Source organism: Streptomyces sp. NPDC012794 (assembly GCF_042901085.1).
In the GTDB taxonomy this organism is placed as follows: domain Bacteria; phylum Actinomycetota; class Actinomycetes; order Streptomycetales; family Streptomycetaceae; genus Streptomyces.
Genome location: NZ_JBIBCI010000005.1, coordinates 248,258 through 265,369 on the forward strand (window position 1 = coordinate 248,258; position 17,112 = coordinate 265,369).

At 75.0% G+C, this 17,112-nt stretch carries 16 protein-coding genes; 5 read left to right on the forward strand and 11 right to left on the reverse strand.

Translation table 11 applies throughout. The features are described from left to right. Positions 1–78 precede the first annotated feature (78 nt). The 7 genes from ACFY7H_RS12015 to ACFY7H_RS12045 all read right to left on the reverse strand — a co-directional run bounded on the left by ACFY7H_RS12015 (position 79) and on the right by ACFY7H_RS12045 (position 7,820). Entirely contained in the window at positions 79–1,137 is a 1,059-nt protein-coding gene (locus ACFY7H_RS12015; protein WP_388937490.1) for a lactonase family protein, read from the reverse strand. Between the two features lie 104 nt (positions 1,138–1,241). After that, positions 1,242–2,381 carry a nitric oxide synthase oxygenase gene (locus tag ACFY7H_RS12020; protein WP_388936860.1) on the reverse strand — a complete coding sequence of 380 codons (1,140 nt, stop codon included), beginning with the start codon at positions 2,379–2,381 and terminating at the stop codon, positions 1,242–1,244. Positions 2,382–2,605: 224 nt separating this feature from the next. Further along, positions 2,606–3,202, reverse strand: coding sequence for a GNAT family N-acetyltransferase (locus tag ACFY7H_RS12025; protein WP_388936863.1), 597 nt, complete (start codon positions 3,200–3,202; stop codon positions 2,606–2,608). 53 nt (positions 3,203–3,255) lie between these two features. Further along, complete coding sequence (locus tag ACFY7H_RS12030) at positions 3,256–4,761, reverse strand: FUSC family protein (RefSeq protein WP_388936865.1); 1,506 nt, start codon at positions 4,759–4,761, stop codon at positions 3,256–3,258. Positions 4,762–5,359: 598 nt separating this feature from the next. Next, positions 5,360–5,785 (reverse strand): universal stress protein, encoded by a 426-nt coding sequence (locus ACFY7H_RS12035; protein ID WP_388936868.1) that lies wholly within the window; start codon positions 5,783–5,785, stop codon positions 5,360–5,362. 9 nt (positions 5,786–5,794) lie between these two features. Next, on the reverse strand, positions 5,795–7,312 hold the full coding sequence (locus ACFY7H_RS12040) for an APC family permease (RefSeq protein WP_388936870.1): 1,518 nt from the start codon (positions 7,310–7,312) through the stop codon (positions 5,795–5,797). A gap of 55 nt (positions 7,313–7,367) precedes the next feature. Next, positions 7,368–7,820, reverse strand: coding sequence for a carboxymuconolactone decarboxylase family protein (locus tag ACFY7H_RS12045; RefSeq protein WP_388936873.1), 453 nt, complete (start codon positions 7,818–7,820; stop codon positions 7,368–7,370). 46 nt (positions 7,821–7,866) lie between these two features. Here ACFY7H_RS12045 and ACFY7H_RS12050 point away from each other — a divergent pair, with 46 nt between their 5' ends. Beyond that, positions 7,867–9,327, forward strand: a complete 1,461-nt coding sequence (locus ACFY7H_RS12050; protein WP_388936876.1) for a PLP-dependent aminotransferase family protein — start codon at positions 7,867–7,869, stop codon at positions 9,325–9,327. 38 nt (positions 9,328–9,365) lie between these two features. On the opposite strand, the gene ACFY7H_RS12055 is transcribed toward ACFY7H_RS12050, so the two are convergent. Then, complete coding sequence (locus tag ACFY7H_RS12055) at positions 9,366–9,959, reverse strand: histidine phosphatase family protein (RefSeq protein WP_388936879.1); 594 nt, start codon at positions 9,957–9,959, stop codon at positions 9,366–9,368. Between the two features lie 164 nt (positions 9,960–10,123). Between ACFY7H_RS12055 and ACFY7H_RS12060 the strand changes: the two genes are divergently transcribed. Continuing rightward, positions 10,124–10,708 (forward strand): RNA polymerase sigma factor, encoded by a 585-nt coding sequence (locus ACFY7H_RS12060; protein WP_388936881.1) that lies wholly within the window; start codon positions 10,124–10,126, stop codon positions 10,706–10,708. On the opposite strand, the gene ACFY7H_RS12065 is transcribed toward ACFY7H_RS12060, so the two are convergent. Both ACFY7H_RS12065 and ACFY7H_RS12070 read right to left on the reverse strand, forming a co-directional pair. Further along, complete coding sequence (locus ACFY7H_RS12065; RefSeq protein ID WP_388936883.1) at positions 10,632–11,618, reverse strand: MerR family transcriptional regulator; 987 nt, start codon at positions 11,616–11,618, stop codon at positions 10,632–10,634. The genes ACFY7H_RS12060 and ACFY7H_RS12065 overlap by 77 nt on opposite strands. A 4-nt stretch (positions 11,619–11,622) precedes the next feature. Continuing rightward, positions 11,623–13,020 (reverse strand): cryptochrome/photolyase family protein, encoded by a 1,398-nt coding sequence (locus ACFY7H_RS12070; RefSeq protein WP_388936886.1) that lies wholly within the window; start codon positions 13,018–13,020, stop codon positions 11,623–11,625. Between the two features lie 340 nt (positions 13,021–13,360). On the opposite strand from ACFY7H_RS12070, the gene ACFY7H_RS12075 reads away from it, so the two are divergent. After that, positions 13,361–13,840: an Lrp/AsnC family transcriptional regulator gene (locus tag ACFY7H_RS12075; RefSeq protein WP_388936889.1), complete on the forward strand. Its 480-nt coding sequence runs from the start codon at positions 13,361–13,363 to the stop codon at positions 13,838–13,840. A gap of 46 nt (positions 13,841–13,886) precedes the next feature. After that, positions 13,887–14,573 (forward strand): HAD family hydrolase, encoded by a 687-nt coding sequence (locus tag ACFY7H_RS12080; RefSeq protein WP_388936891.1) that lies wholly within the window; start codon positions 13,887–13,889, stop codon positions 14,571–14,573. 46 nt (positions 14,574–14,619) lie between these two features. Here the strand turns inward: ACFY7H_RS12080 and ACFY7H_RS12085 are convergent, their stop codons facing one another. Then, entirely contained in the window at positions 14,620–16,095 is a 1,476-nt protein-coding gene (locus tag ACFY7H_RS12085) for an MFS transporter (RefSeq protein WP_388936894.1), read from the reverse strand. Positions 16,096–16,196: 101 nt separating this feature from the next. Between ACFY7H_RS12085 and ACFY7H_RS12090 the strand changes: the two genes are divergently transcribed. Beyond that, positions 16,197–17,072 (forward strand): helix-turn-helix transcriptional regulator, encoded by an 876-nt coding sequence (locus ACFY7H_RS12090; RefSeq protein WP_388936897.1) that lies wholly within the window; start codon positions 16,197–16,199, stop codon positions 17,070–17,072. Positions 17,073–17,112: the final 40 nt, after the last annotated feature.

Below are 17,112 nucleotides of genomic sequence, written 5' to 3' on the forward strand. Positions count from 1 at the left end.
GGCTTCGCCCAACCGGACGGCTTCGTCCGGGCAGAGGCTTCGTCCGGGCGGACGGCTTCGTCCGGGCAGAGGCTTCGTTCAGGCGAAGACCACGCAGGCGGCCGCGGGGACGGCCACCGAACCGGCCCGGCGGGGGTGCCCGGTGAGGGCGTCCACCTCGAACCAGGTGACGTCGCCGGACCACTCGTTGGCCACGTAGAGGCGGCGCCCCGAGGGGTCGGCGACGAGATCGCGCGGCCAGCTGCCACCGCACCCCGTCACATCGGTGACCTGCGGCTTCTCCGGCCCGTCGGCGAGCGAGAATGTGGCGAGGGTGTCGGTGCCGCGGACGGCGGCCCATACGAAGCGGCCGTCCGCCGAGACGGCGACCACCGAGGGGTAGGCCCGCGGAGCGTCCGGGGCGCCCTCCGGAAGGAGCGGGACCTCCGAGACCGGTTCCAGCTCCCCGGCGGCCGCGTTCCAGCGGCAGACGGTCATCTGCGGCTCCAGCTCGTGCAGGACGTACACCACCTCCCCGTCGGGATGGAAAGCGAGGTGGCGGGGCCCCGATCCGGCCCGGAGCACGCTCTCGGCGTGCAGGCGCAGCTCCCCGGTGTCCGGGTCCAGGGCGCAGACCCGGACGGAGTCCGTCCCCAGGTCCACGCTCAGCACCCAGCGGCCGCTCGGGTCGGGCCGGACCTGGTGGGCGTGCGGGCCCTGCTGCCGCTCGGGGTCCGGGCCGCCGCCCCGGTGCGCGAGGACGGCCGCGGGGCCGGCGGGGGCGCCGTCGGCGTCGAGCGGCAGGGTGCTGACGCTGCCGGAGGTGTAGTTGGCGGTCAGCAGCCTGCGGCCGGCCGTGCTGAGGTGGGTGGGTCCGGCTGCCCCGACCGGCACGGGGGCCCCGAGCGCTTCGAGGCCTCCGGGTCCGGTGCGGAAGGCGAGCACGGCGCCCCGGTCGGCCTCGCTGACCGCGTAGAGGACGCGATGGTCCGGGCGAAGCGCGAGGCACGAGGGGTTCTCGGGGGTGGGGGTCACGGCGACCGGTGTCAGCGCCCCGGTGGCGGGGTCGACGGCCGCGGTGGTGATGCCGCGGCCGCCCCCGGAGGTGAAGGAGCCGATGTAGGCGAGATCGGGGGTGCTGTGCGCGGCCCCTCGCACATCGGTCCCGCCGGGTGCGCCGTCCACACCGTCCGCGCCGTTCACGTCGTCCACAGGTCGCCCTTCCGCCGTTCCGCGCCGTCGGGGCGACCGTAACAGAAGGTCTAGACCAAGTCCCGTCCCTCGGCCCGTTCCCGCGCGCCGTCGTGGTGTACGTACCCCGTGGAGCTGGGGCTGTCATCGTACGTGCGGTGGAAGACCGGCGTGGCGGAACCGGAGATCGGCGGGACGATCCAGGACCAGTCCGCGCCCACCTCGCGGCCCCTGCGCTCCTCCCGCTCCAGGTGGGTGAGGAAGCGCCGGGACTCGGTGTGGTGGTCCGCGATGGTGACCCCGGCCCGGTCGAAGGAGTCCAGCACCGCCCGGTTGAGCTCGACCAGCGCCCGGTCCTTCCACAGCGAACGGTCGCTGGAGGTGTCCAGCCCCAGTCTTCGGGCGACGGCGGGGAGGAGGTTGTAGCGGTCGGTGTCGGCGAGGTTGCGGGCGCCGATCTCGGTGCCCATGTACCAGCCGTTGAAGGGGGCGGCGGAGTAGTGGATGCCGCCGATCTCCAGGCACATGTTGGATATGGCGGGCACGGCGTGCCAGCGCAGACCCCAGTCGCTCCAGTCGTCGCCCTCGTCGGGGTGCCGGATGGGCACCTCCAGTACGGCGTCGGCGGGGGTGTCGAACCAGCGGGGCTTGTCGTCGACGCCCTGCACGACCAGCGGGAGGAGGTCGAAGGGGGTGCCGGCGCCGCCCCGCCAGCCGAGTCCGAGGAGGGCCTCGGTGAGCGGTGCGTTGCGGGCGTCGCCCACCGTTATGGAGTGGTGGTCCCCGTAACCGGCGTAGCGCACCAGCTGCTCGCTCCAGATCAGCGGACCGGGGCGGTCCGGGGTGTCGGGGGCGAAGACGGTGATGGTGGGCCGGACCCTGCCGCCGTTGGTCGCCTCGCGCAGGTGCTCGAAGCATTCGGCGGCGATGTCCTCGGCGGCGGTCAGCCCGCGCCGGTCGCGGACCCGCAGGGAGTTCCAGTAGAGCCGGCCTATGCAGCGGTTGCTGTTGCGCCAGGCCACGCGGGCGCCGTGGACCAGCTCCTGCGGGGTGTGCCGGTAGGTGCCGGTCTCCGCGAGCTCGGCCCGCACGGCGGCGAGGCGGGCACGCGGATCACCGGCCTGCGGATTCTCCCGGTGGAAGAGCCGGATGAACTCCTCGGCTTCCTCCCACACCTGAGCGGCGCTCGAGTGCTTCTGCAGAATTTCCATCCCGGGCCGTTACCCCCTGTCCGACCAGATCCATCCGGTACGTGCCGGATGAATGTGCAATGAACACTCACCCGTTGTACACGGGGCAGGTCAGCCCGGTGCCGCTGGAGCCTCCGGAACACTCGTCCGAGTGGTCTCACCCTATCGGCCTGCGGCAAGGGGCCTTGCGGGCGTATCCTCCGCGGCATTCCGGCAAGGTGAGGACCGAGGGCCCGGAGGCGGGGTCAGCCGCAGGGGCGGCTCATGAAGAGGGCCTGCTCGCCCGCCGCCGGCGTGCCCTCGTAGAGGGCGGTGTCCAGGCCGCAGAGCGTGAACCCCATGCGCCGGTAGGCGTGCACGGCGGGGGCGTTGACCGAGCTGACCTCCAGCCACAGGTGCGCGGCGCCCCGTTCGCGCGCGAAGCCGGCCGCGAGCTCCATCAGGGCCCGTCCGACGCCGCGCCCCCGGTGGGCGGGGGCGACCTCGATGTCGTCGACGGTCAGGCGCCGGTTCCAGGGGGCGTAGGTGACGGTCGCGAAACCGCAGACCGATCCGGCGGCGACGGCGACGAAGGTGCGGGAGCACTCCTCGCGGCCGTCGCCCACGTCCCCGTCGTCGTCTTGGTCGTCTTCGTCGGCTTCGTCGTCCTGATCGGGCGGGAAGACCTTGCGCAGCGGCGGGTCCACCGCGACCTCGCGCAGGGCGAAACCGAAGCCGTCCACGGGCCGGGTCACCTCGAACACGGTGGACGTGACGAAGGAACCGTCGAGGGCTTCGATCGCCTCCCGGTCCTCGGGGCGGGCGGTGCGGTACTCGAACGCCGGGGCCTGTGGGTTCGTCATGGACCTGACCGTACCGCCCGCGCGGGGCGGGCGGTTGAGGCGGTTCGGGCGGTTCAGGCGGTGATGGCCAGCGGGGACCGGGGGTCGGTGCGCAGGGGAGCGGCCAGGGCGACGAGGGCCTGCTCCAGCCCGTGCAGGTGGGCCAGGGCCGGTTCGGCGCCCGCGTCCCGGGCGGGGGCGCCCGGCGCGGCGGGTGCCGGGGCTCCCCCGGGTGCGGTGAGCGCCTCGACGGCGGCCTCCACCCGCCAGCAGGCGGCGGCGAGCCGGGCGTCGTGGGAGGCCTGCGGGTCCGCGGCGACGGCCGCCAGCCCGCGTACCTCCCGTGCGCAGTCGTCGAGCAGCGCCATGACCTGCCGGGCCCGGGCCTTGCGGGCGCGCAGGGGGCTCAGCGGGTGGACGAGCGGCGCGAGGGCGATCCGGGCGCGGCCCAGGAGGAGTTCCAGCTCGGCGGCGTGCGGGGCGGGGTCGGCCCCGGGGTCTCCGGCGAGGCGGTCGAGGGAGGCGGCGGTGGCTGCGCGTACGCAGTGCAGGGCCCGCTGGATCCAGGCCTCGTTGGCGCCGTGCGTGGTGACGGGGAGGATCAGCAGCACGGCGAGGGCGGCGCCGAGCGCGCCGACGGCGGTTTCCTCGAGGCGCAGGAGCAGCAGCCCGGGGTGCAGTACGCCGAGGAGTCCGTAGAGCAGCCCGGCCATGACGGTGACGAAGAACATCATCCAGGAGTAGGAGGGGGCCGCCGTGTAGAAGATGCCGAAGACGCAGACGGCGACGAGGGCGGCGGTGGGCGCGGGCGCGCCGTGCAGCGGTACGGCGATGAGCAGGCCCGCGGCGATGCCGACGACGGTGCCGAGGACCCGGCGGAAGCCGCGGACCAGGGTCTCGCCGCGCGAGGCGGTGTTGACGAAGATCCACCAGGCGGTGCCCACGGCCCAGTACCAGCGGTCCTCGGACAGCACCTGGCCGACGGCGAGGGCGAAGGCGCAGGCGGCGGTCGCCTGGAAGGCCTGGCGGGTGGTGGGCCGGGCCAGGCCGGTGCCGGGCAGCGGCGGCGGGGCGGCGGCGGGGGGCGTGCGGCGCTCGATGGGCCACAGCACGAACCGAACGGCCCCGGCCGAGAGCAGCGCCAGGGCCACGGCGGCGAACAGCTCGGGCAGCTGGGCGGGGCGGGCGTGCAGGAACTGGGTGACGAAGAACATCATGAAGCCGAAGATGCCGAGGGCGTGGCCGCGCGGGCCCCAGCGGCGTGCGTAGACCCCGGCGAAGACGACGGCGAGGAAGGCAGCGTCGCGGACGGGCGGCATCCCGTGCAGTCCGGTGGCCAGCGCCAGGACGGGGAAGCCGGTGGCGGGCAGCAGGGCGGTGGTCACCCGCTGGGCGCGGACGTCCGCGTCGAGGACGGTGAACAGCGCGAGCAGCGCCGCGAGGCCGCCGGTGATGGAGGCGGTCAGCGACAGCCCCGACAGTTCGGCCACGGCGACGGCGAGCGCCGTGCCGATCACCGCGCGCAGCGAGTTCCGCAGTCTGGTGCGCCCCGGATCCGGAGCAACGAACATCCTCTTCATGGCGGTGTGCCGCCCCCCTCGGAGTCACGCGCGCCGGCCCGGCGTCCGCCCGGGGGTGGTGGGCGGCGTACGGGCACGGCGAAGGCACCGCGCTCCGGACCGGCGTCGTTGCCGTCCGGCGCTGCGCGGCGCCGAAAGTACATGGATATGACACAGATAAGCATCCGGAGGGGCAATGGCTCAAGCGACGTTCGTCACGCTGGACCGTTGGCACATCCAGGAGGGGGCGATTCCGGCCAGTGGGAGACCAACGGACCCGGCGCACGTCCATCCGCCGCAGCCGCGCAGGGCATGAACATCGGGCCGTACGTCCCCGCGCTCGCCGCGCAGGCGGACGGGTGTCCCGCGGGGCGGCTCACGGCGTACGCGGTCCTCACCGAGGGCGGGACCGCGCCCGCCGGGGTCGCGTGGCCGGTCTACCGGGACCGGCGGGGCGAGTTCGCCCGGCTGTACGGGGTGCGGGAGCCGACGGCCTTCGTGGTGCGGCCGGACGGCTGCCTGGGGGCCCGGCTCTGCCCGCCGACGACCGAGGACCGGCCGGATGCCTGGCGGGCGTGTTCGACGGCTGACGGTGGGCCCGGGCCTCCGACAGCCGGGCTCAGGAGCCGGCTCCCTCCGTCGGCACGCACAGCACCGGAACGGGCGACAGATGCAGGAGCTTGTGCGGGGTGGAGCCGAGCAGGGCGCCCCGGATCGGACTGTCGCCCCAGCTGCCCACGATGATGACCCGCGCGTGGTGGCGTTCGGCGGCGGCGAGCAGGGCCTGGGCCGGCTTGTCGTCCACCACCTCCACCGTGGAGGGCACGCCCGCCTCGTCGGCGGCCTCGACGGCCCGGGCGAGGGCGGCCCGCCCGGCCTGGAGGACGGCTTCGCGGTGCGCGCGGTACTCCTCCCCCGTGGGTCCGGGCGCGGCGGCCCCGTACACCAGGACCAGGGGTTCCCCGAAGGCGGTGGCCACCTCCAGCGCCACCCGCAGGGCACGCTCGGCGCCGGGGGACTCGTCGTACCCGAGGACCACGGACATCGGGCCTCCTCAGCTCTTCCCGCCGCGCACGAGAGCCGGATCGACCACCCCGCGGCGCTCCTGCCAGAACCTGCCGTCCCGGATCCGCCGGACGCACATGAGGAGCACGCCGAGGGCCGCGATGCCGATGCCGATGACCAGCGGCGGGCCGAGACCGAACCAGGAGATCCCGCCGGCGGAGTTGCGGGGGTCGGACATGTCGATGACGGACTCCACCAGCAGCCAGGCCAGCAGGCCCGCGCCGACCAGCGGGCCCACGCCGATGAGGAAGAGGTTGTGCGCGTTCTCCAGCAGGTGGCGGCGGTAGTAGACGGCGCATGCCACCCCGGTGAGCGCGTAGTAGAAGGCGATCAGCAGGGAGAGCGCGGTCAGTGAGTCGAGGAGGGCGTTCTCGCTGATCTGGTTGACGACGAGGTACCAGGCGATGGCGATGCCGGCCACCCACCAGGTGCTCACCTCCGGGGTGTGGAAGCGGGGGTGGATGTGCGCGAGCCGCGGCGGCAGGGCGTGCCGGCGGGCCATGGAGAGGGCGGTCCGGGAGGCCGGGATGATCGTCGTCTGGGTGGAGGCGAGGGCGGAGGTGCAGACGGCGAGGAGCACCATCCAGTCCCAGCCGCCCATCACCTCGTGCGCGAGGACGGCGAAGACGGCCTCCTCCTCGGCGGCGTTCTCGGCCAGGAACCTCGTCCCGGAGTAGCCGACGATGGCGAAGCCCACGGACAGGTAGGTGACCAGCAGCACCACGGTGGACCAGATGCCGGCCCTGCCGGGCGCGGTGGCGGAGTCCTCGACCTCTTCGGTGAGGTTCACGGCGGACTCCCAGCCCCAGTAGATGAACACGCCGAGCAGCAGTCCGCCGGTGAGCGCGGCGCCGCCCGCGCCGAAGGGGTTGAGCCAGGCGAGGGAGGGTTCGATCCCGTCGAGGGTGCTGGTGCCGGCGTACACGCGGTAGAGGGCGACGACGGCGAAGGCCAGGAGGAAGAAGACCTGGGCGAGGATGAGGACGTCCTGGAGGTGGGCGGAGAGCTCGGTGCCGATGACGCAGACGGCGGTCATCACGAGGATGACGACGACGGTGAGCGTCTGGCGGACCGCCTGGTCAGCGGCCCAGTCCTCGAGACCGGCGGCGAGCAGGCCGAAGTGGACGGCCACGTCGGCGAGGGAGCCGATGACGAGCACCCCGGTCATGGCGATGGCCCAGCCGCCGAGCCAGCCCGCCCAGGGGCCCATGGCCCGGGTCACCCAGGAGAAGGTGGTGCCGCAGTCCTGGTCGACCTTGTTGAGGTAGTAGAAGGCCGCGGCGATGAGCAGCATCGGTACGAAGGAGGCCAGCATCACGCCCGGCGCGTAGATGCCGGCCAGAGCCACGATCGGGCCGATGACGGCGGCCAGGGAGTAGGCGGGAGAGGTCGAGTTGAGGCCGATGACGAGGGCGTCGAGGAAGCCGATCGCATTGGCCTTGAGGCCCTCCTCGGCACCGGCGTCCGCCGTGCCGCCGCCCGCCTCGGCGCGGTCGCCGTCGTTCATGTACGCATCGTCACGCACGCGGCGGCCGGGCGCGAGGCGGGCGGATCGGTCCGGGTCAGTCGGTACCGGGGGTCTTGCGGGTGGTGACGTTCATCCGGTTCCAGGTGTTCACGGCGAGGACGAGCGCGATCAGGTGGGCCAGTTCCTCCTCGCCGAAATGCCGGGCGGCCTCGTCGTAGACGGCGTCCGATACTCCGCCGGGCAGCAGGGTGATCTCCTCGGTCAGGGCGAGGGCGGCGCGTTCCTTCACGGTGAACAGGCTGGAGTCGTGCCAGGCGGAGAGCTGGTGGATCCGCTGCTCCGACTCGCCGCCCTTGCGGGCGTCGCCGGTGTGGTAGTCGATGCAGTACGCGCAGCGGTTGATCTGTGAGGCGCGGATCTGGACCAGCTCCAGGAGGACCGGGTCCAGGCCCTCGCGGGCGGCGGCGTCGAGGGCGAGGACGGCCTTGAAGACGCGGGGTGCGACGGTGGAGAAGTCCATGCGCTGGGGAACCTGAAAAGTCGTCATGGGAGGAACCTATGGGCGTGATCGACCGGGCGTAGGGTGCATTTCCATGCGGAGATCATGGGTCAATCCGGCCGAGGAGGCGCGGGGTGGCGGCGGCGGTGCCCCCGCCGGAACGGGCAGCGACCTGCACCTGGACCTGAGCGGCGGGGGCAGCCTGCGGGCCCGGCTGATGCGCGCCCTGCGGGAGGCGGTGCACTCGGGGCGGCTGGCGCCGGGAACCCGGCTGCCGCCCTACCGGACGCTCGCCGCGGACCTCGGGATCGCCCGCAACACCGTCGCCGACGCGTACGCCGAGCTGGTCGAGGAAGGCTGGCTTGCGGCGCGCCAGGGGTCCGGGACGCGGGTCGCGGAGCGGGCCGTCCCCCTGGAGCCGGATGGCCCGCGCGCTCCGGCCCGGCCCGCGCCGCGGCGTACCGTCCACGATCTGCTGCCGAGCTCGCCGGACGCCTCGGCCTTCCCGCGCACGGCGTGGCTGGGCGCGGCCCGCCGGGCGTTGGCCGCCGCCCCTCAGGACGCCTTCGGGGTGGGCGACCCGCGCGGCCGGATCGAGCTGCGGCGCACGCTGACGGAGTACCTCGCGCGGGCGCGGGGCGTACGGACGGCACCCGACCGGGTCGTGGTCTGCTCCGGCTTCGCCCACGCGCTGGAACTGCTGGCCGGGGTGCTGACGGGCCCGGTCGCCGTCGAGTCGTACGGGCTGCCCTTCCACCGGGAGGTGCTGGCCCGGGCGGGGAGGGAGACGGTGCCGCTGACCGTGGACGGGCGGGGGGCGCGCGTCGGGGAGCTGGCGGCCACGGGGGCGCGGGCCGTGCTGCTCACGCCCGCGCACCAGTTCCCGACGGGCGGGCCGCTGCACCCCGAGCGGCGGGCGGCGGTGGTGGACTGGGCGCGGGCCTGCGGCGGGGTGGTGATCGAGGACGACTACGACGGGGAGTTCCGCTACGACCGCCAGCCGGTGGGCGCCGTCCAGGGCCTGGACCCGGAGCGGACCGTGTACATCGGTTCCGTCAGCAAGAGCCTGTCGCCCGCGCTGCGGACGGGCTGGATGGTGCTGCCGGGGCGCCTGGTGGACGAGGTGCTGGAGGCGAAGGGGCCGCGCGAGATGTGGTCGGGGGTGACGGACCAGCTCACCCTGGCCGAGTTCATCGCCTCGGGCGGCTACGACCGCCACCTGCGCCGGATGCGGCAGGTCTACCGGCGGCGCCGCGACCTGCTGGCGGCGCGGCTGGCGGCCGAGGCGCCGCACGTCCGGGTCAGCGGGGTGGCGGCGGGGCTGCACGCGGTGCTGGAGCTGCCGCCGGGCACCGAGGAGGGCGCCCTGCGCGCGGCGCGGCGGGCGGGCCTGGCCCTGGAGGGGCTGCGGCCGTACCTGCACCCGGACAGTGCCATGGCCCCGCGGGACGGGCTGGTGCTCGGCTACGGCACCCCGCCCGAGCACGCGTTCGCGGCGGCGCTGGACGCCCTGTGCCTGGCGCTGCCCGGGCCGCCGGAGCCCGATGGGTTTTGAGGGGCGGCCGGGGCGCGGGGGCGGGTCAGGGCCGGGGATCAGGGCCGGGTGTTCCAGCCCGCGATCACCGGGAGCCCGTGCTCCGTGGACAGCACGCTCACCGTGCCGGTGCGCAGGAGGAAGAGCCGGCCGTCCTGCGGGGGCAGTCCGAGGTAGCGGGCGGTCAGGACGCGCAGGAAGTGGCCGTGGGCGACGAGTACGACGTCGCCCCGGCCGGCGCGCAGGGACTCGCCGACGCGGGCGAGGACCCGGTCCGCTCGGGCGCCGACCTGCTCCGCGTCCTCGCCGGGGTGCCGTGCGTCTCCCGGCGGGACGCCGTCGGTCCACAGCGACCAGTCGGGCCGGGTCCGCCTGATCTCCGCGGTGGTGACGCCCTCGTAGCCGCCGTAGTCCCATTCGTGGAGCGCCGGTTCGGGGATCCCGTCGGTCAGTCCGGCGAGTTCGGCCGTGGCGACGGCCCGGCCCAGGGGGCTCGTCAGCACCAGGGCGGGCGCGCGGTCGCGGAAGTACGGGGCCAGCGAGAGGGCCTCTTCGACGCCCCGCGCGGTCAGCGGCACGTCGGTCAGCCCGGTGTGGCGCCCGTTGGCGCTCCATGCCGTCTCGCCGTGCCTCACCAACAGCAGATCACTCATGCCCGGACCCTATGGCGGTGAGCCGGCGCCCGGCATGCCGGGCCCTGGAGCCGGGCGGGCGTGTCACGTCCGGGAGCCGCGCGCGGACCGGTACGCGGGAGCGCCAATCGATGCGGAAACGGTGCAAGTGGATTCCGCCCGCCCCGTCTCGGGAGGCTGGGCCCATGGACACCGTTCTCCCGCAGGACACCGCAGGTACCGCCCTGGAGGCGGGGTTCGCCGCCGGGGACGAGGCCTGCGCGGAGGCCGTCTTCCGGCGCTGGCGGCCCCTGGTGCTCGCGCTGGCCCGGCGGGGCCTGGGTGATCCCCGCGAGGCGGAGGACGTCACCCAGCAGGTGTTCCTCGCCGCATGGCGCGGCCGGGCGGGATGCCGTCCGGGGCCGGGCGGGCTCGGGGCGTGGCTGACCGGCATCACCCGGCACAAGGTCGCCGACGCGCTGGAGGCCCGGAGCCGGCGGGCCCGGGTGGCGCGGGCCGAGGCGCGGGGCGCGGAGGAGCGGTGGGGCACCGGGGCGCGGGGGCCGGCGCCGGAACAGGCCCTGGACCGGGTGCTGGTCCTCGGGGAGCTGGCCCGGCTGCCGGTGGCCCAGCGGCGGGTCCTGTGGCTGGCGTTCTACGCGGATCTGAGCCAGAGCCAGATCTCGGAGCGCACCGGGTTTCCGCTGGGCACCGTCAAGAGTCACACGCGGCGGGGCCTGGATGCCCTGCGGCGGTCGCTGGAGCCCGTCCCGCCAACAGTTCCGCGATGACGGCGAGCCCGGATCGCAGCCCGGACAGCCGCCCGATGCGCGGCCCCTGGGCCTCCGGACCCCAGCCGGGTCCCGCCAGCAGGAGCGCCGAGCGGCCGCGCGCGCCGCGCAGCCCCCATTCGATGCCGGCGACCGAGCGGGCCAGGGCCCGGTCCGCGGTGGTGCGGGACTGCGCCCAGAGGACGGCGGCACGGGGACCCGTACGCCGTACCGCGTCGCACAGCGCCCCGGCGGGCAGGGCGGCGCCGAACATCCGGACCGGCACGCCCCGTTCGCCCAGGGCGGCGGCCAGGGCCTCGAGGGGCAGGCTGTGCAGCTCCCCCGGCACGCACGCGAGGAGGACCGGGGGCACGCGCAGCGGTTCCGGCGCGGGGCGGACCCGGTGCAGGGCGGCGGAAATCTGCCAGGACAGCAGGTGCTCCACCTCGATGTAGCGCTCCCCCGCCGAGGCCCACTTGCGGCCCACGGCGTGCAGGGTCGGCGCGATCACCTCCTCCCAGGCCGCGACCGGTCCGTGGTCCGCCAGGGCGGCCTCCAGCAGTTCCGCCACCGCCGGCGCGTCCAGTCGTACGGCGGCCCGTGCGAGCCCCCGGCCCTCCGGCCGCACCTCCCCGAGGGGGAGGGCACCGGGCCCGCCCGGCGTCACGCCGGCCGCCCGCCCCGCCGTGCGGGTGCCGGGGGCTGCGCCGAGCGCGACCCTGGCCGCCTCCGACGGGGGAACGCCCCTCGCGGTGAGCCGGCACATCTCCTCCAGGCGGGCGATGTCCCCGGGCGTCCAGCGGCGGTGCCGGCCGTCCTCACGGTGGGCCGGTCCGATGGCGTAGCGGCGCTCCCAGGAGCGCAGCGTGGTCGGCGACACCCCGAGGCTGCGGGCGACGGCGCCGGTGCTGAGGGCGGGTTCGGGGTCCACCGGCCTACGGTACGCCGACCGGTGCGGCACCGGGCCGCGCCTGGCGGAAGCGGCCGAGCGCGTCGGCGAGGTCCACCAGCGGCGGCGGATAGTCGTACCGGGCCCGCTCGGGCTCGGGCAGCCGCCAGGGTTCGTGGACGCGGGGCGCGGCCAGGTCGGCCAGTTCCGGCACCCAGCGGTGGACGTAGCGGCCCTCGGGGTCGTAGCGCATGCCCTGGCGGACGGGGTTGAGGACCCGGTTGGGACGGGTGTCGGTGCCGGTGCCGGCCACCCACTGCCAGTTGAGCTGGTTGTTGGCGAGGTCCCCGTCCACGAGGAGGGCGAGGAAGTGCGCGGCTCCGGTCCGCCAGTCCACGTAGAGGCTCTTGGTGAGGAAGCTCGCGGCGAGCAGCCGGGCGCGGCCCGGCATCCAGCCCTCGTGGCGCAGCTGGCGCATGGCGGCGTCTACCACGGGGTAGCCGGTGCGGCCGTCCTTCCAGGCCCTGAGCTCTTCCTCGGCGGCGGGGCCGGTGCGCCAGTGGTCGTGGCGGGGGCGGTAGTCGGCGGCGGCGGCGTCGGGGCGGGCGGCGAGGACCTGGTGGTGGAAGTCGCGCCAGCACAGCTGCCGGACGAAGGCTTCGACTCCGGGGCCGCCGACGGCGCGGGAGCGGTGGACGGCCTCGGTGGGCGAGAGGGTGCCGAAGTGCAGGTGCGGGGAGAGCCGGGAGGTGGCGTCGGCGGCGAGGTCGTCGTGGGTGTCCTCGTAGTCGGTGACGCCGGAGCGGAGCCAGTGGGTCAGCAGCCGACGGGCCTCGCGTTCGCCGCCGCGCGCGAGGCCCGGGGAGGTTCCGGTGACGGCGTCGCGGCGGGGCAGTGGCTCGGAGCCGATGTCCTCGGGTACCCGTACCCGGCGCGGGGCGGGGGCCGGGGCCCGCTGGGGCAGTGCCGTCCAGCGGCGCAGGTACGGGGTGAAGACGGCGAAGTGGCCGGCGCCCGAGCCGGTGGGGAGGACCGCCCCCGGGGCCACCGCCGTGACCACCGCGTCGTGGGTGTACAGCCGGCGGCCCTGCGCCTCCAGGGCCTCGCGCAGCCGTTCCTCGCGGGCCCGGGCGTAGCCGCTGACGCCGGCGGCCATGTGCACCTCGTCGGCGTCGGCCTCCCGCACCAGGGCGCAGACCTCGGCGACGGGTTCCCCGGAGCGCACCACGAGGCGTCCGCCGCGCTCGCGCAGGCCCGCGTCGAGGTCGGCGAGGCAGTCGGCGAGGAAAGCCAGCCGGTTGGGCACGGCGAAGCCGGAGTCCTCGATGGTCCGGTCCCGGACGAAGAGCGGGACGACCCGGTCGCAGGAGGAGAGGGCGGCGCGCAGCGGTGGATGGTCGTGCAGGCGCAGGTCGGAGGTGTACAGGACCACGGCGGTGTTCATGGCGCTCGGCTCCGTGTCGGGGACTGTGCGGCGGTGGCGGGGGCGGGGGCGGCGGCCGCCGGGCTGTGGCGGCGGCCTCCGCCCTGTTCTTCGGCGCGGGGGACGCGACCGGATGCGGTCGCGTCCGGTCCGGACGTCCGGGGGCGGGCCGGTGGTCCGGCGCCCGGGGGTGCGGGCGGCGCAGGCCGTCGGGCGGCGGGACCGTCGGGCGGTCCGGAACCGTCCGGTGACCCGGAGCGCCGGGCGGCCAGGACCGTACGACGGCTCGAACCATCCGACGGCCCGGACCGCCCGACGGCTCGAACCATCGGACATTCCAGGCCATTGGTACAGTCCTGACATGGCGGTGGACGAGCTCGACACCCGGATCCTGCGCCTGCTGATCGAGCAGCCGCGCACCAGCGTCCGCGAGTACGCCCGGATCCTCGGCGTGGCCCGCGGCACCCTCCAGGCCCGGCTGGACCGGCTTGAGCGCACCGGGGTGATCACCGGTACGGGTCCGGTGCTCTCCCCCGCCGCGCTGGGGCACCCGGTTTTGGCCTTCGTGCACATCGAGGTCACCCAGGGGCACCTGGACGAGGTCGGGGACGCGCTCGCGGCCGTGCCGGAGATCGTCGAGGCCTTCTCGATCACCGGAGGCGGGGACCTGCTGACGCGAGTGGTGGCCCGGGACGCCGGCCACCTGGAGGACGTGATCCAACGGCTGATCCGGCTGCCGGGCGTGGTGCGCACCCGGACGGAGGTCGCCCTGCGCGAGCGGGTCGCGCACCGGCTGCTGCCGCTGGTGGAGTCCGTGGGGAGGGCGGCTCGCACACCCTGACAGGATGCCCCGGACAGGTACGCGACCGGCAGGACGGGCACAGCGGATGATCTCCGTCATATTCGATCTCGACGGCACCCTCGTGGACAGCGAGCCGAACTACTACGAGTCGGGCCGCCGCGTCCTGGAGCGCCACGGCGTACCCGGATTCACCTGGGAGGAGCACTCACGCTTCATCGGCATCGGCACCCTGGAGACGCTGGAGCTGCTCAAGGACCGCTACGGACTGCGGGCCCCGGTCGAGCAGCTGCTGGCGGAGCAGAACGCCGCCTACCTGGAGCTGGCCCGCACCCGCACGGAGGCCTTCCCCCGGATGCGGGCCTTCGTGGAGCGGCTGCACGCGCGGGGCGTCCCGATGGCGGTGGCCTCCGGCTCCTCGCGGGAGGCGATCGACGCCGTCCTGGAGGGCACCGGCCTGGCCGCGCTGCTGACCACGGCCGTCTCCGCCGAGGAGGTCGAGCGCGGCAAGCCCGCCCCCGACGTGTTCCTGGAGGCCGCCCGCCGGCTCGGCGCCCGGCCCGCGGACTGCGTGGTCGTCGAGGACGCGGCACCGGGCGCGCTGGCCGCGCGGGCCGCGGGGATGGACTGCGTGGCGGTCCCGTACGTGGCGGACACAGCCGGCGATCCGGCCTTCGCCGCGGCGGGTCTGCTCTTCGCGGGCGGCCAGCGGGAGTTCAGCGCCGACACCGCCGAGGAGTGGCTGTTCTCCCGGGGGACCGCCGGCCCCGCCTGACGTCGGCCGGTGAGCGGCGGGCGGGGGCTCGCGGACCCGGCCTCCTTCAGCGCATCACCCTCGGCAGGCGCAGGCTGAGCAGCGCCGTCACGGCGATCAGGCCCAGCTGGACCAGTAGGGTCACGGCGAGGGCGTCACGCATCCCCAGCGATCCGGCCAGCGCGAGGAAGAGGCTGCCGATGGTCGCCACGCCCAGGGCCAGCGAGGACTGCTGCGCGGTGATCATGACCCCGCTGCCCACGCCGGCCCGGTCCGCCGGGACGTCCGAGAGCATCAGCCGCATCAGCACCGGCAGCTGGAGGCCCTGCCCGAGGCCCGCGACGGCGACCCCCGGAGCCAGCCCGGCGAGACCGAGGTCCGGCCAGCCGTACCGGACGGCGGCCAGCACCAGGGCGATGCCGAGGGCCTGGATCAGGGCGCCGGCGGTGACGACCCGGCTGCCGAACCTGCCGACCAGCCGGGGTCCGGCGAGGGAGGCGCCGAAGAAGGCCAGGGCCATCGGCACCAGTGCGAGCCCCGCCGCCACCGGGCCCATCCGCAGGCCCTGCTGGAGTGCGACGGCGACCACGAACATGAACCCGCTGAAGCCGACCGAGAACGGCAGCAGCATCACCAGTCCGCGGCGCAGTGACACCAGCCGCAGCAGGCTCGGCGGCACGAGCGGGGTCCGCCCCAGCCGGTCGGCACGGCGCTCGGTCAGATAGAAGGCCAGGGCCGCGAAGGGGGACACGGCCAGCGACACCCACGTCCACAGCGGCCAGCCGGCCGCCCGGCCTTCCGTCAGCGGCAGGAGCAGGGAGACCAGGGTGAGGCCGAACAGCAGCGTTCCGGGGACGTCCACCGACGCCGGACGGTCCGAGCGGGTCTCCGGTACGGCCCGGACGGCGAGCACCAGCCCGGCCACCGCCACGGGCACGTTGACGAGGAACACCGAGCGCCAGCCCGACCCGGCCACGTCGGCGGCGACCAGGAGCCCGCCGAGGATCTGCCCGGCGACCATGGACAGGCCGGCGGTGGCCCCGTACAGGCTCATCGCACGGGCCCGGCGCGGGCCCTGGGTGGTGGCCTGGATGGTGGCGAGCACCTGCGGCAGCATCAGCGCCGCCGCGGCGCCCTGGGCGACCCGGGCGCCGACGAGGGTCCAGGCGGTGGGCGCCAGTCCGCAGGCGAGGGAGGTCAGCCCGAAGGCCGCCATCCCGACGACGAAGAGCCGGCGCCGGCCGAACGTGTCACCGATCCGGCCGCCCAGCACCAGCAGCACCGAGTAGGCGACCCCGTAGCCGCCGACGACCAGTTCCAGCATGGCCGGCCCGGCGGCCAGGTCGGTGTCGATGGCCGGCAGTGCCACGTTGACGATGAAGAAGTCGATCAGGGGCAGGGCGGCGCCCAGCAGGACGGTGAACAGCCCGAGCGGCGTGAGGGCGGCGGGCTCGGCGGCCGCGGGCCCGGCGGTGGCCGGGGCGGTCGGGGCCGCGGGGAAGGACGGGGAGGGGTGGGTCGTGCGTACGGTTGTTTCGCTCACGGGAGAGACGATCCACCGCAGCTCAGCCTGGTACCAGAGTCTCGTCATCCTGGTACCAGGAGTACCTGGCAACGGGATGGGCGGTGCGGCACGCTGGTGCCATGACCACCGTTGCCCCCGAGAGCGACCTGCGCCGTCACGAGCTCGCCGACTTCCTGCGCAGCCGCCGCGAGCGGATCACCCCCGAACAGGTCGGGCTGGTCCGGGGCCCGCGCAGGCGCACCCCGGGGCTGCGCCGCGAGGAGGTCGCACAGCTCTCCGCCGTCGGCGTCACCTGGTACACCTGGCTGGAGCAGGCCCGCGAGATCCAGGTGTCCCCCCAGGTGCTGGACGCGCTGGCGCAGGCCCTGCTGATGGACTCCAGCGAGCGCGCCCACCTGTTCGCACTGGCCGGCAGCACCGACCCGGCGCCGAACACGCTCTGCCCGAGCGTCACCCCGGCGCTGCGGGCCATGCTCGACCAGCTCGATCCGATCCCGGCGTGCGTGCAGAACAGCCGGTACGACATCCTCGCCCACAACGGCACGTACGGGCGGCTGCTGTGCGACCTGGACGCGCTGCCGCCCGAGGACCGCAACTGCGTGTGGCTGGCGTTCACCAACGCGGACTGGCGCGCCTCCCTCGCGGACATGCCGGACATGAACCGGCTGCTCGCGGCCAAGTTCCGCGCCTCCATGGCCGGGCACCTCGCGGAACCCGCCTGGAAGACGCTGCTGGCCCGGCTGGAGGCGGCCTCGCCGGAGTTCCGGGAGATCTGGGCCCGGCACGAGGTGGTGGGGGCGGGCGGCAACACCAAGTACATCCGCAACGCCCACGTGGGGCTGCTGCGCCTGGAGCACACCAGCCTGTGGCTGGGCCCCGCGTCGGGGGCGCGGCTGACGACCTTCGTCCCGCTGGACGAGGAGACCCGCCTGCGTCTGGAACGCCTGCACGGCCTCTCCCGCGCCGCGGCTCCGGCGCGGGCCGCGCGGGGGTGACTCCGGTCGGGGAAGATCCCGCACCCCCCGCCAGTTAGTA